Source organism: Arthrobacter sp. 05T47, from assembly GCF_056395825.1.
The window spans coordinates 43540-61695 of the sequence record NZ_JBFTKG010000010.1 but is presented as its reverse complement, the minus strand read 5'-3'; the positions used below and the strand labels follow the sequence as shown (position 1 = coordinate 61695).

The 18156-nt window shown below is 68.6% G+C and carries 15 protein-coding genes; 11 read left to right on the top strand and 4 right to left on the bottom strand.

What is annotated here, in order from left to right; translation table 11 throughout:
* Positions 1-21 precede the first annotated feature (21 nt).
* The gene (locus AC1DEY_RS09660) at positions 22-789 is read right to left on the bottom strand and encodes a VTT domain-containing protein (RefSeq protein ID WP_476867796.1); all 768 of its coding nucleotides are present in this window, start codon (positions 787-789) and stop codon (positions 22-24) included.
* A 116-nt stretch (positions 790-905) separates the two neighbouring features.
* Here AC1DEY_RS09660 and AC1DEY_RS09655 point away from each other — a divergent pair, with 116 nt between their 5' ends.
* Positions 906-1922, top strand: a complete 1017-nt coding sequence (locus tag AC1DEY_RS09655) for a 3'-5' exonuclease (RefSeq protein ID WP_476867752.1) — start codon at positions 906-908, stop codon at positions 1920-1922.
* 133 nt (positions 1923-2055) lie between these two features.
* On the top strand, positions 2056-2652 hold the full coding sequence (locus tag AC1DEY_RS09650) for a DUF4395 domain-containing protein (RefSeq protein ID WP_476867751.1): 597 nt from the start codon (positions 2056-2058) through the stop codon (positions 2650-2652).
* Between the two features lie 655 nt (positions 2653-3307).
* On the opposite strand, the gene AC1DEY_RS09645 is transcribed toward AC1DEY_RS09650, so the two are convergent.
* Positions 3308-4483: an ADP-ribosylglycohydrolase family protein gene (locus tag AC1DEY_RS09645; RefSeq protein ID WP_476867750.1), complete on the bottom strand. Its 1176-nt coding sequence runs from the start codon at positions 4481-4483 to the stop codon at positions 3308-3310.
* 185 nt (positions 4484-4668) lie between these two features.
* On the opposite strand from AC1DEY_RS09645, the gene AC1DEY_RS09640 reads away from it, so the two are divergent.
* The 6 genes from AC1DEY_RS09640 (at position 4669) to AC1DEY_RS09615 (ending at position 12605) form a co-directional block, all read left to right on the top strand.
* Positions 4669-5025, top strand: a complete 357-nt coding sequence (locus AC1DEY_RS09640) for a YidH family protein (protein WP_390204633.1) — start codon at positions 4669-4671, stop codon at positions 5023-5025.
* Positions 5022-5363, top strand: coding sequence for a DUF202 domain-containing protein (locus AC1DEY_RS09635; protein ID WP_441407532.1), 342 nt, complete (start codon positions 5022-5024; stop codon positions 5361-5363). The genes AC1DEY_RS09640 and AC1DEY_RS09635 overlap by 4 nt, the downstream gene beginning before the upstream one ends.
* 239 nt (positions 5364-5602) lie before the next feature.
* Positions 5603-6667, top strand: a complete 1065-nt coding sequence (locus tag AC1DEY_RS09630) for an aquaporin (protein ID WP_476867749.1) — start codon at positions 5603-5605, stop codon at positions 6665-6667.
* 92 nt (positions 6668-6759) lie between these two features.
* Positions 6760-7941, top strand: coding sequence for an exonuclease SbcCD subunit D (locus AC1DEY_RS09625; RefSeq protein ID WP_476867748.1), 1182 nt, complete (start codon positions 6760-6762; stop codon positions 7939-7941).
* Positions 7938-11027 carry an AAA family ATPase gene (locus AC1DEY_RS09620; protein ID WP_476867747.1) on the top strand — a complete coding sequence of 1030 codons (3090 nt, stop codon included), beginning with the start codon at positions 7938-7940 and terminating at the stop codon, positions 11025-11027. Before AC1DEY_RS09625 ends, AC1DEY_RS09620 begins: the two co-directional genes overlap by 4 nt.
* A 108-nt stretch (positions 11028-11135) precedes the next feature.
* The gene (locus tag AC1DEY_RS09615; protein ID WP_476867746.1) at positions 11136-12605 is read left to right on the top strand and encodes an MFS transporter; all 1470 of its coding nucleotides are present in this window, start codon (positions 11136-11138) and stop codon (positions 12603-12605) included.
* 117 nt (positions 12606-12722) lie between these two features.
* On the opposite strand, the gene AC1DEY_RS09610 is transcribed toward AC1DEY_RS09615, so the two are convergent.
* The gene (locus tag AC1DEY_RS09610) at positions 12723-13439 is read right to left on the bottom strand and encodes an IclR family transcriptional regulator (protein ID WP_476867745.1); all 717 of its coding nucleotides are present in this window, start codon (positions 13437-13439) and stop codon (positions 12723-12725) included.
* A 220-nt stretch (positions 13440-13659) separates the two neighbouring features.
* Here AC1DEY_RS09610 and AC1DEY_RS09605 point away from each other — a divergent pair, with 220 nt between their 5' ends.
* From AC1DEY_RS09605 to AC1DEY_RS09595, 3 genes are all read left to right on the top strand, one after another.
* On the top strand, positions 13660-14193 hold the full coding sequence (locus AC1DEY_RS09605) for a flavin reductase family protein (protein WP_476867744.1): 534 nt from the start codon (positions 13660-13662) through the stop codon (positions 14191-14193).
* Between the two features lie 91 nt (positions 14194-14284).
* The gene (gene hpaB, locus AC1DEY_RS09600; protein WP_476867743.1) at positions 14285-15739 is read left to right on the top strand and encodes a 4-hydroxyphenylacetate 3-monooxygenase, oxygenase component; all 1455 of its coding nucleotides are present in this window, start codon (positions 14285-14287) and stop codon (positions 15737-15739) included.
* A gap of 160 nt (positions 15740-15899) precedes the next feature.
* Positions 15900-17234, top strand: coding sequence for an MFS transporter (locus tag AC1DEY_RS09595; protein ID WP_476867742.1), 1335 nt, complete (start codon positions 15900-15902; stop codon positions 17232-17234).
* A 93-nt stretch (positions 17235-17327) separates the two neighbouring features.
* Here AC1DEY_RS09595 and AC1DEY_RS09590 read toward each other — a convergent pair whose 3' ends face one another.
* The gene (locus AC1DEY_RS09590) at positions 17328-18155 is read right to left on the bottom strand and encodes an alpha/beta fold hydrolase (RefSeq protein ID WP_476867741.1); all 828 of its coding nucleotides are present in this window, start codon (positions 18153-18155) and stop codon (positions 17328-17330) included.
* Position 18156 lies beyond the last annotated feature (1 nt).

Below are 18156 nucleotides of genomic sequence, written 5' to 3'. Positions count from 1 at the left end.
CAGCGTTGCCATTGAGGGCGCTTAGGGGGTCTTGCGCTCTTCTTCCGGTTCGTGCTCTTCGATGAACTCTTCAACGACGTCCGTGCCGTACTCCTCGGACTGCCGCCTGGCGATGATGCCGCGGATGACTTCAATGGCGATCGGGATGACCGAGACCAGCACGATGGCGATGAAGATGATGTCGAGGTTGTCCTTGACCCATGGCACCTTGTCCCCGAGCAGGTAGCCGAGGAGCGTGACGCCGCCGCCCCACAGCACGGCACCGATCACGTTGTAGGTGAAGAATTTGCGCTTGCTCATCTGCGCGACGCCGACGATTACCGGGACGAAGGTGCGGATGATCGGGACGAACCGGGCCAGGATCAGGGCCTTGCCGCCGTGCTTTTCGAAGAAGGCATGCGCGCTATCCACGTTTTCACGCTTGAACAGCTTGGAATTGGGCCTGTTGAACAGGGCAGGTCCCGCCTTGGACCCAATCAGGTAGCCCACCTGGTTGCCGATGATCGCGGCGACGATGATGAGCGCGGTCAGGACCCAGATGTTGACCTGGATGGTGCCGGTTGCCACGAGCAGGCCGGCCGTGAACAGCATGGAGTCCCCGGGCAGGAAGAAGCCGATCAACAGCCCGGTCTCGGCAAAGATGATGCCGCAGACAAGGAGGACCACCCACGGCGCGAAGGCCGGATTTGCGAGGAAGACCTGCGGGTTGAGCCAGTCGGGCAGGAAGGAGGCCAGATGCGGCTGGACGGGGCCGGCGCCGCCGAGGGCGGACACGGCGAGGTCGCTCATTGCTAGTACGTTCACCCGTTAAGGGTACTTGACCGGTGACGGCCGGGCCTCGGAGCCGGCTTCCGGTGGCCGTGCCACGGCGGGAGGCGGAGCCGGCGGGCGGTAATGTTGGGGCCGTGGGTTTGGACTTTACGGCGATCGACTTTGAGACCGCAAACGGCTTCCGCGGTTCGCCGTGTGCTGTTGGCCTGAGCAAGGTCCGCGGCGGCGTCGTCGTGGAGGAAGCCTCCTGGCTCATGCGGCCGCCGGAAAACCATGACGCCTTCGATCACCACAACGTCAGGATCCACGGCATCCGGCCGGAGCAGGTGGCGGGACTGCCGCGGTTCGGGGAACTCTTTCCCGAGATCGGCGCGTTCATTGGCGGTGACGTGCTGGCGGCCCACAATGCGGCGTTCGACCTCGGCGTGATCCGCTCCGGCCTGGAAGTCTCCGGGCTGCCCGGACCCGCCTATGACTACGTGTGCACGGTGATGTTGTCCCGGCGCTGCTATTCCCTGGTGTCCAACTCGCTGCCCTACGCGGCCGAGGAAGCCGGCGTGCCGCTGGTGAACCATCACGATGCCGCCGAGGACGCCCGTGCCTGTGCCGGCATCCTGATCGACATCGCCGCCCGCAACGGGGCGGCGAGTATCGCGGAACTCTATCTGTCACTGGGCCTAGCGGTGTCGCGCCAGCCGGCCTTCGACCCCCGGCGCGACCCGTTGTCCAAAGCCACCGTCGCCGCGCTCGAGGCCCTCGCCGGTGGAAATGCAGCTGCGCCGTCACGCCGGCCGTTCGCCTCCGGGTGGCCGGAGGAAGGCCCCAACCCGGTGCCCAATGCTGCGGCCAGCCCGGACCACCCGTTGTTCGGCCAGACCGTCGTTTTCACCGGCGAACTGGCGATTCCCCGCCCCGAAGCCAAGGTCCGATCCGCCGAGCTTGGTGCCAGGCCGGAAAGCCGGGTCACGGCCCGCACCACCGTCCTGGTGGTGGGGGACGGCTTTGTGGCCGCGGATCTGCGCTCGGGCCGGCTCACCGGCAAGGCCCGCCGCGTCCTGGAACTGCACGACCGCGGGCAGCAGATCGAAGTGCTGTCCGAGGGCGAATTCCTGCAGATGGTCGGCGGGCACGTGGCCGCCGTCCCCGCCTGAGCCCGCCTTTATTAACGGGCCTGCCTGACTCGCCTGTCTGACTCGGTCCTGTCTGAACCGGTCCTGTCTGACTCGCAGTCACACGGCGCAACAATGATTCCCAGCATGGCGGGCCCGCTCGTAGCCTTGGCGGATGAGCAAACTGCCGGATGCACAGACCCCCGCTGTCCCGTCGAAATCAGGGCAGTCAAAGTCGGTGCCGTCGCAGGCGGTGCTGTCGGATGGGGTGCCGTCGCAGCGCGGTATTGACTGGCGGAAGGTGTTCGCGTTCCCGAACCCGGTGAACGAGTACTCCGCCCGCATTACCGCCGCCCTGGTTGTGGCGCTCTCCGCGGTCACCCTGCTGACCGGATTCGGCTGGGGGCTTGCCATCATCGCGGCGGGGTTCTGGCTGCGCGTGCTCTTCGGCCCCCGGATCTCGCCCCTGGCCCAGTTCTCGGTTAAGGTCCTGACGCCCTGGCTCGGCCGGACCCGCCTCGTTCCCGGTCCGCCTAAGCGATTCGCCCAGGGCATGGGCGCCGCCATGTCGACTGCCGCCGCGCTGCTGCTGGCGGCCGGCCTCGCTCCGGCGGCGTGGGTCCTGCTTGCCGTGCTGATCGCGGCTGCGTCCCTGGAGGCATTCGCCGGGTTCTGCCTGGGCTGCACCATCTTCGGCTTCCTGCAGCGCCGCGGCCTCATTCCCGAGGACGTCTGCGAAGCCTGCAACAACATCTCTCTCCGCCGCGCCTAGGATCCGGCCGGCCAGGGATCCGGCGGGCCTGGGACCCGACCGGCCAGGGATCCGACGGGCCAGGGACCCGGCGAGTCTGGGTTTCGGCGGGTCTGGGTTCCGACGGGCCAGGGATCCGACGAGTCTGGGTTTCGGCGAGTCTGGGTTCCGACGGGCCAGGGATCCGACGATTCTGGGTTTCGGCGAGTCTGGCTCTGGACATGTCCTCGGGAGGCCCTGACCGGTGGACATAGTGGCATTATGTCCAGTCCTTGCCCCCGCGAATGCGCATGTCCTGAGCTGCTGCTGCCCAGGGATGGACATGTCCCTCACACTGACAGCGGACTGGGCATGTCCTGGGTGCCCAGCAGTGGCGGATGGACATGCCCCTGGCAGGGATGCGCGACTGGGCATCTCCGGAGGTGTGCGGCAACCGGAATGGACATGTCCCTGGCAGGGGTGCCCGACTGGGCATGTCCGGTGAGGTGCGCGACTGGGCATGTCCGGTGGTGTGCGGCAACCGGGACGGACATGTCCCTTGCGGCGAGGCACAACGGGGCATGTCCCGTGGAGAAGCCGGCCCACATAACGGCAGAAGGACGTCCCGCCCTGCACGAACGCCGGAAGCACGAATGCCGGAGACCTGGCGCCTAGCGGACAGGCCGGCGCAGTACAGCTAGGTGCCGGTGACCTCCGCCAGCTTCGATGCCATGCCTCGGATGACCTCCGGCGCCTGGAGCTCCGCAAGCCAGTCGGCCGGCAGGCACCGCTCGCCGTAGTACGCCCCCAGGATGTTCCCGGCGATCGACGCCGTCGAGTCGCTGTCCCCGCTGTGGTTCACTGCCACCGCAATGGCGGCACGGAAATGGTTCTGGGCCGGCACCCCGACGATGCCGGAGTCCGCCGCTGTTTCTGTCCCGGTTCCCGGGGCAGTGGCCAGCACGGCGTAGAGCGCGACGGCGAGGGCTTCCTCGGCCACCCACCCCTCACCGAGTTCGCTGACCAGGTCCTCGGGGCTGAGCAGGCCGCCGGGGCCCGGTACGTCGCCCGCCAGCTGCAGGGCTGCCTCAAACCTGGCAACCACGTCCGGATCCGGCTCTTCGCCCTTCCGCAGGACGCCGCCGCGCAGGTGCCCGAGGGCGGCCTGGGCCGCTTCGCGCAACCCGAGTCCGGAGGCCAAGGCATGGATGAGCAGGCTGAAGACGCCGGCGCTCTGCCGCGCCGCGGGGTGGCCGTGGGTCAGGGACGCGGCGTCCGCGCTGAGCTTGTAGACCAATTCGGGCCCGAGGTGCGGGATCAGGCCGAACGGCGCTGAACGCATCACGGTGCCGCAGCCCTTGGCCTCGGGATTGACCGGCCGCTGCACGGTACCCATCTCGCCCGTGGCGAGCCCGCTCAGGCAGGCGTTGCCGGGCGAGCGCCTGCTCTTCAGGACGTCCTGGGCATCGATCCAGCGCGGCGGCTGGAAAGGGGCCGACGGCGGGACGGCGACACCCTGGGTGCCCAGCCAGCGCAGGTACGCGAGCCACAGGCACGCGTTGATGTCCGCCGCCACGCCGTCGTTCGCCCATTCCAGCGCCTCGAGGAGGCCGTCCGCGGTGTAAAGGGTCATTTGCGTGTCGTCCGAGAAGGGGCTGCCGGCGTCGAGCGCGGAAAAGTCCTGCAGTCCCGCGGGGCCGAACCGGGCGCGGATCGCGGCAATGTCATCGAACTCCACGGCGTAGCCCAGCGAATCGCCGAGTGCACCTCCCAGCAGGCAGCCGTGGATCCGCGAACCGTGGGCCGGGGCGGGGGAGTCCGGCTGGCCGGGTGTTGGGGCTGATGCGGGAGTGGTCCCGGGCTCGGTGCTCATGTCCTCAAATTTACCCGGCGCCGCCCCACCCGTTGCACCGCACTCTGCAGTGCCGTAACTGTGCAATGCAGTGCAGCGCCGGACGGGCGGCGGATGCGGAACGCCGGTAGGGTGCTGTTAGGACCCGTCCAGCGGTCAGGCGAAGCAACCGCCGGCGGCGTATCCGTCGGCAGCGGAGGAATCGAATGCGCGAACCAGCGTGGCGGAAGACCGGGAACACGCCGGATTACAGATTCTCCCTTGCCAACGAGCGGACGTTCCTGGCCTGGATCCGCACGTCCCTGGCCCTGATTGCCGGTGCCCTGGCGATCGACCAGCTGGCCCCGGAGATCGCGCCCGGTCCCGTGCGGATTGTCCTGTGCGTCATCCTCGCGTTCCTGGGGGCGGGCCTGGCGGCACTGTCCTACCACCGGTGGGGACTCATGGAGGCGGCCATGCGGAACAACCGGGAGCTGCCGTTTTCCGCCGTGATGCTGGTGATGACGATCGGCGTCGCGGCCGCGGCCCTGGTGTTCGCCATCCTGATCCTGGTGGCACGGTGAGCCCTGATCCGGCCCGGGATCCCGGACTGCAGCCCGAGCGGACATCCCTGTCCTGGCGCCGGACGATGCTCGCGCTGATCGTGGCCGACCTGCTGATCTGGCGCAGCTGGGCGCTCGCGGGGTCCCGCGGCGGCGGAGCGGTCCCCGTCGATTTCCTTGGAGTGTGCGCGCTCGTCGCCATGGCCGCCACGCTGGTCCTGGGTGTGTGCGTGCTGGTCCGAGGGCGGGAGCTCCGGCGCTCCAACGCCGCGCCGCCGGCGACGCTCCTGCGCTGGGCCGCCGCCGCCGTCGTGGCCCTTGCCGCCAGCGCTGTGACCGCGGTGGCCCTGGGGCACTGAACCGATGTCTGGGCAGGACCGATAACTGCACAGGGCCGATAACTGGACAGGCGGTTGGGCCGCTTGACGGGCACGGGCACTAGGCAAGAATCCAGCCAACATCCAGATTCCGCTGGAAGACTGCTGGCGGACCTATTCTCCGGGCGGCCTAGGCCTTCCCCGGACCACAACCCAGCGGCGGGCCGGACGCCGCAAGTGCAGCCCCAGGCACGCCGCCACCAGCAAAGGAAGTCCTGAACATGACCCTGCTTGTGCCAGCCCCCGAGTCCGTTGGCGTCCAGCCTCCGGCCGCCGGCGACGCTTCGCCCCGACCGGGACTCATCGCCCGGCTGTCCGCCGAGGCGTTTGGGACCCTGATCGTCGTCGTCGCAGGCCTGGGCGTGCCGCTGTTCACCATTCCGCAGTCGAATCCGCTGCCCGCGGCCCTTGCCGCCGGCCTGGCGCTGACGGCGGCGATGCTCGCCGTCGGCTACGTTTCCGGTGGCCACTTCAACCCCGCCGTCACCATTGGCAACGTCATCGCCGGCCGAATCCGCCTGGCCGCAGCCGCGGCCTACATCGGAGCCCAGCTTGTGGGTGCGGCACTCGGCGCCGTGGCCCTGTTCGGCGTCCTGCGCACCGTGCCGACGATCAATGACAGCACCGGCGCCTTCGCCACCGTGGCGGCCGGATTCGGCGAGCATTCCATCATCCAGGTGCCCATGGCCGGTGTCCTGCTCGTTGAGGTCCTCGGCACGGCCCTGCTCGTGGCCGTCTTCCTTGCCACGACGGCCAGCCGGAACCCCGCCAGGGCGGCGGCTCCTTTCGCGGTCGGCCTGACGACGGCGATGCTCCTGCAGCTTGGCCAGGCGCTCGGCAATGTCCCGTTCAACCCGGCCCGGGCCACGGCATCGGCCATCTTCAGCGGCCCGGACGCGCTCGGGCAGCTGTGGCTGTTCTGGGTGGCGCCCGTGGTCGGTGCGGCCATCGCGGGACTGGCTTTCCGCGGCTTCGCGCAGGGTGCCCAGACTGCCAAGACAACCGGCCCGGCCGGCGCAGCGTTCACGCCTGCCGAATCTAACGACGCCGATTTGGCTGGGTCCGACTTGGAGGACTTCGAGGTCGCCGACTTGGATGACGCAGAACTGACCGGCGCACGGTTGACCGGCGCACGGCTGGCCGGCCCACGGATGACCGGTGCAGCGGACGACGCCGACAAGGGCGCCCCCGCCGGGCGCAACGGCAAAGCGAAGGCTGCCGCTGCCACTGACACTGCCGAGAACGACGAGGCCCGCAGCTTCTTCGACAGCAAGGGTGGAAAGTAGCCACCCTTCACCACGATTACCCGTAGTTGACCTCCGTCACCCTTCCGGGGTGGTGGCGCAAGAGTGTCGGTGGCAGCCGATACCGTAGGAATATGCGGTTATTGCACACCTCCGACTGGCACTTGGGCCGGTCCTTCCACGGCATCGGCATGCTGGATGCCCAGCGCGCCTTCATTGACCAGCTCGTGACCTTCGTCCGGGAAGAGGCCGTGGACGTTGTCCTCATCGCCGGGGACGTCTACGACCGCGCGCTGCCGGGAGTCGACGTCGTCGGCCTGCTGGATGACGCCCTGGTGCGCCTCACCGGTACCGGCGCCCAAGTTGTCCTGACCAGCGGCAACCATGACTCCGCCATCCGGCTGGGATTCGCTTCGCGGCTGCTTGAGCGCGGGGGAGTGCATTTGCGCACGCGGCTGGACGAGCTTGACCATCCCGTGCTCTTTCCGCTTTCGGACAATACAGATGACGAAGCTGCGCCGCTGCTGGCCATCTACGGCATTCCCTGGCTGGAGCCCCGGCTTGTTGCCGAGCAGCTGGCCGTCCAGACCGCCAGCCACTTCGAGGTCACACGCGCCGCCACGGAACGGATCCGTGCAGACGTGCTGCGCCGCAGTGAGAGCCGGACCGTACATTCAGTGGTCCTGGCGCACACTTTCGCCAGCGGAGGCATCAGCTCCGACAGCGAACGGGATCTGAGCATCGGCGGCGTCGGCGCTGTCCCGCTGGATCTCTTCGACGGCTTTGGCTACACGGCACTGGGCCACCTGCACGGCCGGCAGGAGCTGTCACCGGCAGTGCGCTACTCCGGCTCGCCGCTGGCGTACTCCTTCTCGGAAGCCAAGCACCGGAAGGGAAGCTGGCTCGTGGAGGTCGACGCCGAAGGCATCGGCGATGTGCGCGAAGTGCTGTGGGACGCATCCCGGAATCTCGCCGTGCTCCGCGGAAAGCTGGAGGACCTCCTCGAATCGGAGGATTTCGCGTGGGCCGAGGGCGCCTATTGCCAGATCACGCTGACGGACACCGCCCGCCCGGCACAAGCCATGGACCGTCTGCGGTCGCGGTTCCCCGACACCCTGGTGCTCGGCTTCGATCCCGAAGGGACCGGCGCGGCGCCGAAGGCCAGCTACAGCAGCCGGCTTGCCGAAGCCGACGATGACCTCGCCGTCTGCTGCGGATTCCTCGATCACGTCCGGGGCCGGCCCGCTTCCGACGCCGAAGCAGCCGTTCTCGCAGAAGCGCTCGAGGCCGTGCGCCTGGAAGGGATATCCCTGTGAGGATCCACCGCCTGGAGATTTCCGCCTTCGGACCGTTCGCCGGCACGGAGCGGATCGACTTCGACCGTCTCAGCGCACACGGTCTGTTCCTGCTGAACGGCGCCACCGGCGCGGGCAAAACCAGCGTCCTGGACGCCATCTGTTTCGCCCTGTACGGATCGGTGCCCGGTGCCCGGCAGGACGGAAAGCGGCTGCGCAGCGACCACGCGGACACGGCCACAGAGCCGCGGGTCACCTGCGAGTTCTCCGCTAAGGGCCGGCATTTCGAAGTCTCCCGGGCGCCCGCCTGGGACAAACCGAGCGCTCGGGGCAAGAACGGCTTCACCCTCCAGCAGGCCAACACGCTGCTGCGAGAACGCATCGACGGCGCCTGGGTCGAAAAATCCGGCCGGAATGATGAGGCCGGCGCCGAGATCGCCGACGTCCTGGGCATGAACCGGGACCAGTTCACCCGGGTGGTCATGCTGCCGCAGGGCGACTTCGCGGCGTTCCTGCGCTCCAAGGCATCGGACCGCCTGGAGCTGCTGCAGAGCCTGTTCGGCACCCAGCGCTTTGAAGCCGTGGAACAGGAACTGTCCCGGCAGGCGCAGACAGCCAAAACCGAAGTTGCCAGCCTGACCACGAGGCTGGAGCTGCTGCTGGCCCAGGCTGAGTCCGAAACCGCGGCGCTGGACCTCGACCCCGCCGGGGCCCCCGGCAGGGACATGCCCGACGCCCTGTTGGCCTGGCTGGACGGCGCAGCGGCAACCGCCGCGCAGGAGCGGCGGACCGCCGCCGCAGCAGCCGAGCAACGGGCCGCCGAACAGGCCACCGTGCTGGAGGCCGCCAATGCGCGGGCCAACCGCCACGCCAGGCTTGCCGCCGCGGAACTGCGACGGATCGACGCCGACGCTGCAGCGCCGGTCCTGGCGCAAAAGGCCGTCACGCTAGGCCTGCACCGCCAGGCCGAGGTGCTGGGCGGCCAGTTGCGCGCCGTCGAAAGTGCCGCTGCAGCCCAGGACCTGGCCGAAAAGGCCCTGCTGGAGGCCGCCCGGCAGCTGCGGACTGCGGCAGCCACGGACCCCGAACTCGCCGGTCAGGACCTCCTCGACGCCGGCGCCGAGGACACTTCCATCGACGCTGACGCTGCTGGCCGGCGCGCCCCGCTGGACAGCGCGGCCCTGCGGAGCACCCTCGGACGGCTGAGGTCCCTCCGGGCCGTGCTCACCGAACGCCTGCCCGACGAATCCCGGCTCATCGCACTCACTGACCGCAGCAGCACGCTAAGCCTGCAGCTCCAGGAGCTGGAAACCGGGCAGCGGACAAGTGCCGCTGCCCTGGACGCGCTGCGCTTGGAATCGGCGGCCATCTCCGCCGGCATCCGTCCCCTCGAGGAACTCGCTGCGGAAGTCCAGCTGCGCACCAAGGAGGCCACTGCAGCCGACGAACTCGTGACCATCGTTGGCCGCTTCCTCGACGCCGAGGCCGAGTGCTCGGCAACCGCGGACCGGCATGCCGCGGCCCGGAACGTCCATCAGGACCGGAGGCAGCACTGGCTGGACCTCCGTGAGCAGCGGCTGATGAACGCCGCCGCCGAGCTCGCCACCCAGCTCCTCGCCGGAGTTCCCTGCCCCGTCTGCGGCAGCCCGGAACACCCCTCACCCGCCCCCGCCGCGGCCTCCGCGCTGACGGTCGCCGAGGCCGAGAAGGCCGCGCAAGAGGCCACCGACCTCGCCGAAGAGGCCTTCGCTGCCCTCGGCCGCGAGCTCGCCGACGCACAACAGCGCGTCGCCGTCCTGGCGGCGCAGGGCGGCAACACGCCTCCGGAGGAAGCCCGTGCGGAGGCGGCCCAGGCAGGGGAACGGGCGGATGAGGCCGGCCGCGCGGCCACGGACCTCGCCGCGGGACGGGCCCGGCTGGCCGAACTCGAAGCGGCCATCGCCGCCGCGGACCGGGAGCAGGCCGACGCCGCCTCCGGCATCGCCCAAACGCAGTCCACGATCACCGAAGTCGGTGAACAGGCCGGGGTCCTCGAACACGCCCTCGAGCAGTTGCGCGCCGGCCATGGCACCCTAGATCAACGCATCGCCGCCCTGTCGTCGACGACGGCGGTCCTGGAGCGGGGCGACGCCGCTCAGTCCGCCCTCGAGCAGGCCGCCGCCCGCACCCAGGAGGCACGCCGGCAACTTGACGAGTCGCTTCCCCCGGCCGGGTTCGGTACCGAGGCCGCGGCGCGGGAGGCACTCCTGCCGGCACCGGTGGCCAGCGGTCTCGAAACAGCCATCCGGGCGGGACAGGACGAGGCCGCCCGGATCCAGGAACTGTTCGCCGGGGAAGACCTCGCACTCGCGGCAGCCGAGCGGGCCGCAGGGGACCTCGTCAGCGACGCCGCCCTCGAACAGCTCAAAGCGGAGTCGGTGGCCGCCGAACGCACAGCCCGGGAAGCCGCACTTGCGGCCGGACTGGCGGAAAACTCGGTGAGGAACCTCGGACGCATAGCCGGTGACTACAAGGAACTTGCCGCCGCCGGCAGGGAACCCCGGGACCGGGCCGCACTGCTTGCCGCCGTGGCCGACGCGGCCAAGGGCGGAGGCGACAACACCTACCGCATGAGCCTGAACAGCTATGTCCTCGCGGCCCGGCTGGAGCAGGTGGCGGTCGCGGCCTCGGAACGCCTGATCGGGATGAGCGACGGCCGCTACACTCTTCAGCACACCGATGCGAAGGCCGCGCGCGGCGCGAAGTCCGGCCTCGGCCTGGAAGTCGTCGACGAGTGGACCGGCCAGCGCCGGGACACCGCCACACTCTCCGGCGGTGAATCCTTCATGGCCTCGCTGGCGCTGGCCCTCGGGCTGGCCGACGTCGTGCAGCACGAGTCCGGCGGTGTGGACATCGAGACCCTGTTCGTGGACGAAGGATTCGGCAGCCTCGACGACCAGGCACTGGAACAGGTTATGGACGCCCTTGAAGGCCTCCGCGACGGCGGCAGGGTGGTCGGACTAGTCAGCCACGTGGCGGAAATGAAGCAGCGCATTGGCACCCAGCTCCAGGTGGTCAAAGGCCGCAGCGGCTCCACCTTGCACATCAGCGACGACGCTCAAGTCTGAGCCAGGCCAACGGGTTGCCCGTCGCGGAATCAGCTATCATTGATCTGTTACCGGGTCGCGCGCATCGGGAGGAGGGACGATGCGCATTATTGAGCGAACCCGGAAACCATGAACCCTTCACCGTCTTCTCTGGCGTCCACTCTTGACGCACCCCTTTCGACCGACGCCCGGCCCGCCGCTGCACCGGCGCTTGCTCCTGCCACTGCACCGGCACCCGCCGCTGCCATTGAGCCGGCCAAGGGCGGCCGCTTCGCGCGGCTGCCGCTGCTCGCCGGCCGGAGCTTCATCCCGCTGGGGCTCTTCGCCCGCCTGCCGCTGGCCATGCTCACCGTCGGTGCACTGACGCTCGTCACCGCCGTCACGGACTCCTACGCCGTGGGCGGCGCCGCGGCCGGTGCCGTCGGCATCGGTTCGGCGCTGGGAGCCCCCGTCCTGGGCGTCCTCGCCGACCGGCTCGGCCAGCGCGGCGTCCTGCTCGTGTCCGCAGTCGCCAACACGGTGGCCATTGTTGCCCTGATCCTCGCGGCGTACCTCATCCCCGGGGCGAAGGACCTTGCCGCCGCCGTCCCCGTCCTGGCCGCCGCGTTCGTGGCCGGCGCAAGCTGCCCGCAGGTCGGTCCGCTGGCACGCGTGCGCTGGATGGCGCTGACTTCCCGGACCTCCGGGCCCGGCCGCACCCCGGCGGCCAATTCCGCGGACCTGGACACCGCACTGTCCTATGAGAGCACCGCGGACGAGCTCACCTTCGTGCTCGGCCCGGCACTCGTCGGCATCCTCGCGAGCCTGCTCGCGCCGTGGCTTCCGCTGGCCCTCGCCGCGGTACTGACTCTCGTCCTTGTCCCGGCGTTCGCCGTCCACCCCACGCACCACGCGGTGGTCCGCACAGCGCGGCGCCCGGCCGCTGCTCCTTCAGGCGTGGCCGCCGCACCAGCCGCCGGATCAGCCGCTGGCCTCGCGGGCGACCCGCACCAGGAGACCCGCCGTGCGGCCCAGCGCGCCAGGACCCTGGCCGCCGTCGCGCTTCCCGTCCTGGCGATGGTGTGCATGGGCACGTTCTTCGGCTCCACCCAGGCATCCCTGAGTTCGTTTTCGGCCAGCTTCGCCACCTCCGAACTCGCGGGCCTGCTCTACGCCGTCATGGGACTGAGCTCCGCAGCTGCGGCCCTCTCGGTCGCGTACTGGCCCCGGCGCTTTAGCGTGAACGCCCGCTGGATCGCGTGCGCGGCCCTCATGGCCGGCCTTGCACCGCTGCTGTTGCTGCCCTCGACCGCGCTGCCGATGATCCTGGTCCTGCTGGTTCTGGGCCTGCCCGTGGGCCCGCTCATGGTCACCGTGTTCGCCATCGGCGGCCTCGTGGCCCCGGCCGGCAAGCTCGGCACGGTCATGACCGCCCTGGCCAGCGGCATTGTCGCCGGCACCGCGCTCGGATCCTCGATCGCCGGACAGCTGGCCCAGAACTTTGGATATTCGGCGGCGTTCCTGGTTCCGGTGTGTGCCGCCACGGCGCTCTTCTTGCTGGGAACGGCAGCCGCCGTCGTGCCCCGGCAGCGCGGAAGGAAGACGGCGCCGGCCGCCTAAGCCCCGCTAACCCGCCGTTGCGCTATCACTCTTGGTCCCTAAAACGGCGCCAAGAGGACATCTACTGATAGAGCAACGGGGGGAAGACGGCGCCGGCGCTCTTACCCCCGCCAACGCCTAGCCCAGTTGCGCCTCGATCCGCCGCGCCGCCTCCTGGAGGGCCCCGGCCACCTCGGCCGGATCCTGTGCGGCACGGATGTAGACGACGGCGAGGGCGGCCGGCCTGCCGCCCGGCACCCGCAACGGGACAGCAATGGAGGAAACGCCGGGGATCACCTCGTCATGGCTCGCGGCAAAGCCGCGGGTCCGGGCCTCGGCCGCCTCGGGCCGGTACGGGATACCCGGGGACAACGCGTGCCACTCCTGCTCATCGAAGGCGGACTGGATGGCGATGCCCGGCGCCCCGGCGCTGATGGGATGCCGCGACCCCGGGTGCTGGACCACAGCTGCTCCGCTGTGCCGCGGATCCACGGTCACCAGTGTCACGCACTGCTCCCGGTCCCAGACCGCCACGAAGGCACTCATCATCAAGGTGTTGGCCAGCTGGGTCAGTTCCGGCAGGGTTGCCGACTGCAGGTCGCGGGAGACGCCGCGCGCCAGGACGGCGAGGCCGGGCCCCGGCTGGACGCGGCCGCCGTCGTCGCGGACCAGCAACGAATGGTCCTCGAGGGTGCGCAGGATCCGGTAGGCCACGGAGCGGTGGACGCCCATGGCATCGGCGAGCTCGGCAATGGTGAGCGGTTGCTGGGCTTCGGCGAGTATCTCCAACGCCCTGATGCCACGGGACAGCGTCTGGGACGGGGAGGTCTGCGCAGTGCCGGCGTTCGGGGTCATGGGGTCCATCCTAGGGGCGGGATCGCTGGACGCCGGCCGATCATGCCGGATAGCCCTTGTGCTCTTGTACACGGTCGGCTAGCGTTCTATATGGGAATTACTTGTTCGATTATAGAACACGATCTGTCAGAAAGCACAGCTGGTTCGAAGCCCAGCTCATCCAAAACGCAGCTCATCCCACCACAGCCCAGGGAACCGCCACGACCGCAAGGAATCGATAATGATTGCCAAGCCGCGCGACCAGGCCGGGAACATCCCGGGCCGGGCTTCTGCCCCGCGGGCCAACCACTTCCGGGGCAGCCTCGGCAGGTTCGCCACCGGCGTCTCGATCGTGACCTTCGACGGGGTGACCAAGCGCCACGGCATCACCGTGAACTCCTTCACCGCGGTCTCGATGGAACCTCCGCTGGTGCTGGTAAGCATCGCCCGCACCGCCAAGGCCCACGACGAACTCGCCGGGAGGCCCTTCACGGTGAACATCCTCGGCGCCGAACAGCGGTACCTGGCGCTGCACTTCGCCGGACGCCCCGGCCCCGAGCCGCTGTGGGTGGAGGGAGACACCGCGCCGCGGCTGTCCAACGTGCTCGCCTATTTCGAATGCAAGCCCTGGGCAGCGTACGACGGCGGCGACCACACCCTGTACGTCGGCGAGGTCGTGGACTTCAACTACCGCAACGGCGACGCCCTGGCATTCGCCAACAGCACCTTCACCACCATCCCGGAAAGCCAGCTGGGCATGGAGGACCTGCTCTAGAGCACGCACACGGCGAATCAACTCAACAGTGACACCACATAACTGTGACACCACATAACGGCGAACCACTCGATGATGACTGGAGAATCCCATGGGTATCCGTACCGGACAGCAGTATCTGGCAAAGCTCAACGCCATGACCCCGCACGTGGTGATCGACGGCGAAGTGGTCAGCGAGAAAATCGCCGAGCACCCGGCCTTCCGCAATGTGGCCCGGTCCTACGCCAGGCTCTTCGACATGCAGGACGACCCGAAGTACCAGGAGGCCCTCACCTACGCCTCCCCGAGCACCGGGGACCTCGTCAACGCCTCTTTCCTGGTGCCGAAGACCATCGAGGACCTCCAGCGCAGGCGCCGCGCCATCTCCACCTGGGCTGAGTCCTCCAACGGCTTCCTTGGCCGCTCCGGAGACTACATGAACTCCGCGCTCACTGCGCTGAGCACGGCGGGGGAATGGTTCGCTCAAGCGGATCCGAAATTCGGCGAGAACATCCGCGACTACTACGAGTGGGCCCGGGAAAACGACGTCCTCGCCACGCACACCCTCATCCCGCCGCAGGTGAACCGCTCGGTCTCCGGGTCGGAGCAACTCGGCGGCCAGCTCTCGGCCCGGATCGTGGAGGAGCGCGAGGACGGGGTCGTCATCCAGGGCGCCCGCATGCTCGCCACCATCGCCCCGATCGCGGACGAGCTCCTCGTGTTCCCGTCCACGGTGCTGCGCGGCACTCCGGAAGACGCGCCCTATTCCTACGCATTCGCCATCCCCAACGATGCCCCGGGGCTGCGGTACCTCTGCCGTACCTCGCTGTACAACGGCGGCAGCACCCACGACGAGCCGCTGGCCTCCCGCTATGAGGAAATGGACGCCGTCGCGGTCTTTGACCACGTCTTCGTGCCCAGCAAGCGCATCTTCATGCTCGGCAACCCGCAGCTGTGCAACGCCTTCTACGCCGAGACCGGCGCCGGCGCGCTCATGACCCACCAGGTGGTCACCCGCACCATCGCCAAGAGCGAGTTCTTCCTAGGCCTGGCGTCGGAGCTGGCCGAATCGATCGGCATTGACGGCTTCCAACACATCCAGGAGGACATCGCCGAGCTGATTATCGACGTCGAAATCGGCAAGGCGCTGGTCCGCGCCTCCGAAGCCGACGCCGGGCTCAACGACGCCGGCGTCATGCTGCCGAAGTGGTCCACGCTGAACGCCGCCCGCAACTGGTACCCCAAGATCGCCCAGCGCTTCCCGCAGATCATCCGGAAGTTCTCGGCGTCGGGCCTCATGGCACTGCCCGGCGAGGCGGATGTCAACAGCGAGGCCCGGGCGGACATCGAGCTGTACCTGCAAGGCAAGAACCTGACCGGTCCCGAGCGCGTCCGGCTGTTCAAGCTGGCTTTCGATGCCTCGATCTCCGGGTTCGCCGGGAGGCAGTCGCTCTACGAGTACTTCTTCTTCGGCGACCCGGTGCGCATGGCCGGGGCCCTGGTGAACACCTACGACCGCGGGCCGGTCCGGGCCAGGGTCCGCGAGTTCCTCGCCCGCACGGACTGACCGGGCGGGGACACGTGCGGAAAACATGTGCGCGGAATCACATCTTCATAGTAGTATTTGGGATACTAACTGACCGTTCGATCAGTAATTCCAGCAGCATTCAGTTATCACTTCGCACCCACTTTGGGCAGTACCTCTGCCCCCGGACATGAAAGTTCCAATGACTGTAACTTCAGCCGTAGATTCCCAGGCAGGTCCCAGCAGCAAGCAAGAGGAACGCAAGGTCCTCGCCGGGACGCTGGTCGGCACCACCATCGAGTGGTACGACTTCTTCATTTTTGCCCAGCTGACAGCCACGCTGCTGTCCCCGCTGTTCCTCGCCCCGCTGAACGCCTCCAACCCGGGCCTGGCGCAGATCCTGTCCTTCGCCCTCATTGGCATCAGCTTCCTGTTCCGTCCGCTCGGCGCGATCGTCGCCGGCCACCTGGGTGACCGCCTCGGCCGCAAGGCCATGCTGGTCTTCACCCTGGTCATGATGGGTGCCGCCACCGCGCTGATCGGCATGCTGCCCACCTACGCGCAGATCGGCGTCTGGGCCCCGATCCTGCTCATCACCCTCCGCGTCATCCAGGGCTTCTCCGCCGGTGGCGAATGGGGCGGCGCTGCCCTGATGGCCGTTGAGCACGCACCCAAGAGCAAGCGTGGCCTGTTCGGCGCCTACCCGCAGATCGGCGTGCCGGTCGGCATGATCCTGGCGACGGGCCTGCTGTTCTTCCTCAACACCAGCATGTCCAAGGAAGACTTCGCGGCCTGGGGCTGGCGGGTTCCGTTCCTGCTCTCCATCGTGCTGATCGTGGTGGGCTACCTGATCCGCCGCGCCGTCGCCGAGAGCCCCGTCTTCAAGGAGATGCAGGACCGCAAGGAAGCCAGCAAGGCCCCGCTCGGCGAGCTCATCCGGAAGCACAAGAAGGCCGTCCTTTACTCCACGATGATCTTCATCGGCAACAACGCTGCCGGCTACCTGCTGATCGCCTTCTTCATCTCCTACGCGACGAAGACGCTCAAGATGCCCACCCCGCAGATCCTGCTGGCCACCACCCTGGCCTCCTTCGGCTGGCTCGTCTTCACCCTGGTCGGCGGCTGGCTCTCTGACAGGATCGGCCGGGTCAAGACCTTCCTGATCGGCTACGGCATTGTCTTCGCCTGGATGATCCCGATGTTCGCGCTGATCGACACCAAGGACATCCTGCTCTACGGCGTGGCGCTGTTTGTCCTCACGATCGGCCTGGGCCTGTCCTACGGTCCCATGTCCGCGATGTACGCCGAGATGTTCCCGGCCAATGTCCGGTACTCCGGGATTTCCATCGGGTACGCGTTCGGCGCCATCCTGGGCGGAGCGTTTGCGGCCACCATCGCGGAGGCGCTCCTGCAGGGCACCCACTGGACCGGGTCGATCGGCATCTACATCATGGTCCTCTGCGTCATTTCCGCCGTCGGAGTCCTGCTGGCCGGGGAAACGAAGGGCCGCCCGCTCGGCCTCAGCAGCCACCACTAGGCTGAGGTTCCGGCAGGTAGAGCACGACACAAAAGAGGCACGGACCGCGGTCCGTGCCTCTTTTGTGTTGGCCTGTGGTGCGGCTTCCTCGGCTTAGACGCCCAGGAAGCTGATGGCACCTTGCTTGAAGGCGCGGCTGGTGATCGCGTTGGTGTGGTTGCGGGCCGGCAGCACGAGCTGTTCGACCATGGCGCCGGCCTTGGCGCCGAGGGCGGCCAGTTCCGGCATGGACGCTGCACGGTCGTCCTTTTCCCCGGCCACAAGGAGAATGGGCATGTGCGGGATGGCTTCGGCGGGATCGTACGGTTCGGTCTTGATCGCCTCGATCAGCGAGAGCAGCGCGAAGATGTTGTTGCTCGGCAGCAGCATGGCCATCTTCAGCAGTCCCGCGGTCGATTCGTCCGCGATCGGGGTGCCGTCGGCCAGGTACCGCTGCGCGGCGATCAGGTCGAAGTCCGCCAGAGGGTCCGCGACGTTCGGGCCTCCCAGGACCAGCCGGTGCACGAGCTCATGCTGGGTGGCGCCGAACTCCCACGCAAGCCGGGATCCCAGCGAATAGCCGATCACGTCGAGGCCGCTGGACGGGTCCCCGTCGCGCAGGGGCCGCGCACCGGCGTCGAACACGATCTGCAGCAGGTCCGCGCGGATCCGGCTGGGGGAGTAGGAGTCCATGTCCTCCGGCGCCCCGCTGCGGCCGTGGCCGGGCAGGTCCACGGTGATGACGCGGCGGCCGGCTTCCAGGAGCGCGGTGAGCCAGCCGCTGTCCTCCCAGTTGAGCTTGGAGGAGGAAGAGAAGCCGTGCAGCAGCAGGACGGGACGGAGCCCGGCGTCGTTCTGGGGCTCATGCACCTGCACGTACAGCTGGGGGTCGGTGCCCTCCACGGTGTGGGAATGCAGTTCGCCGGTGTGTCTGCCGCTCATG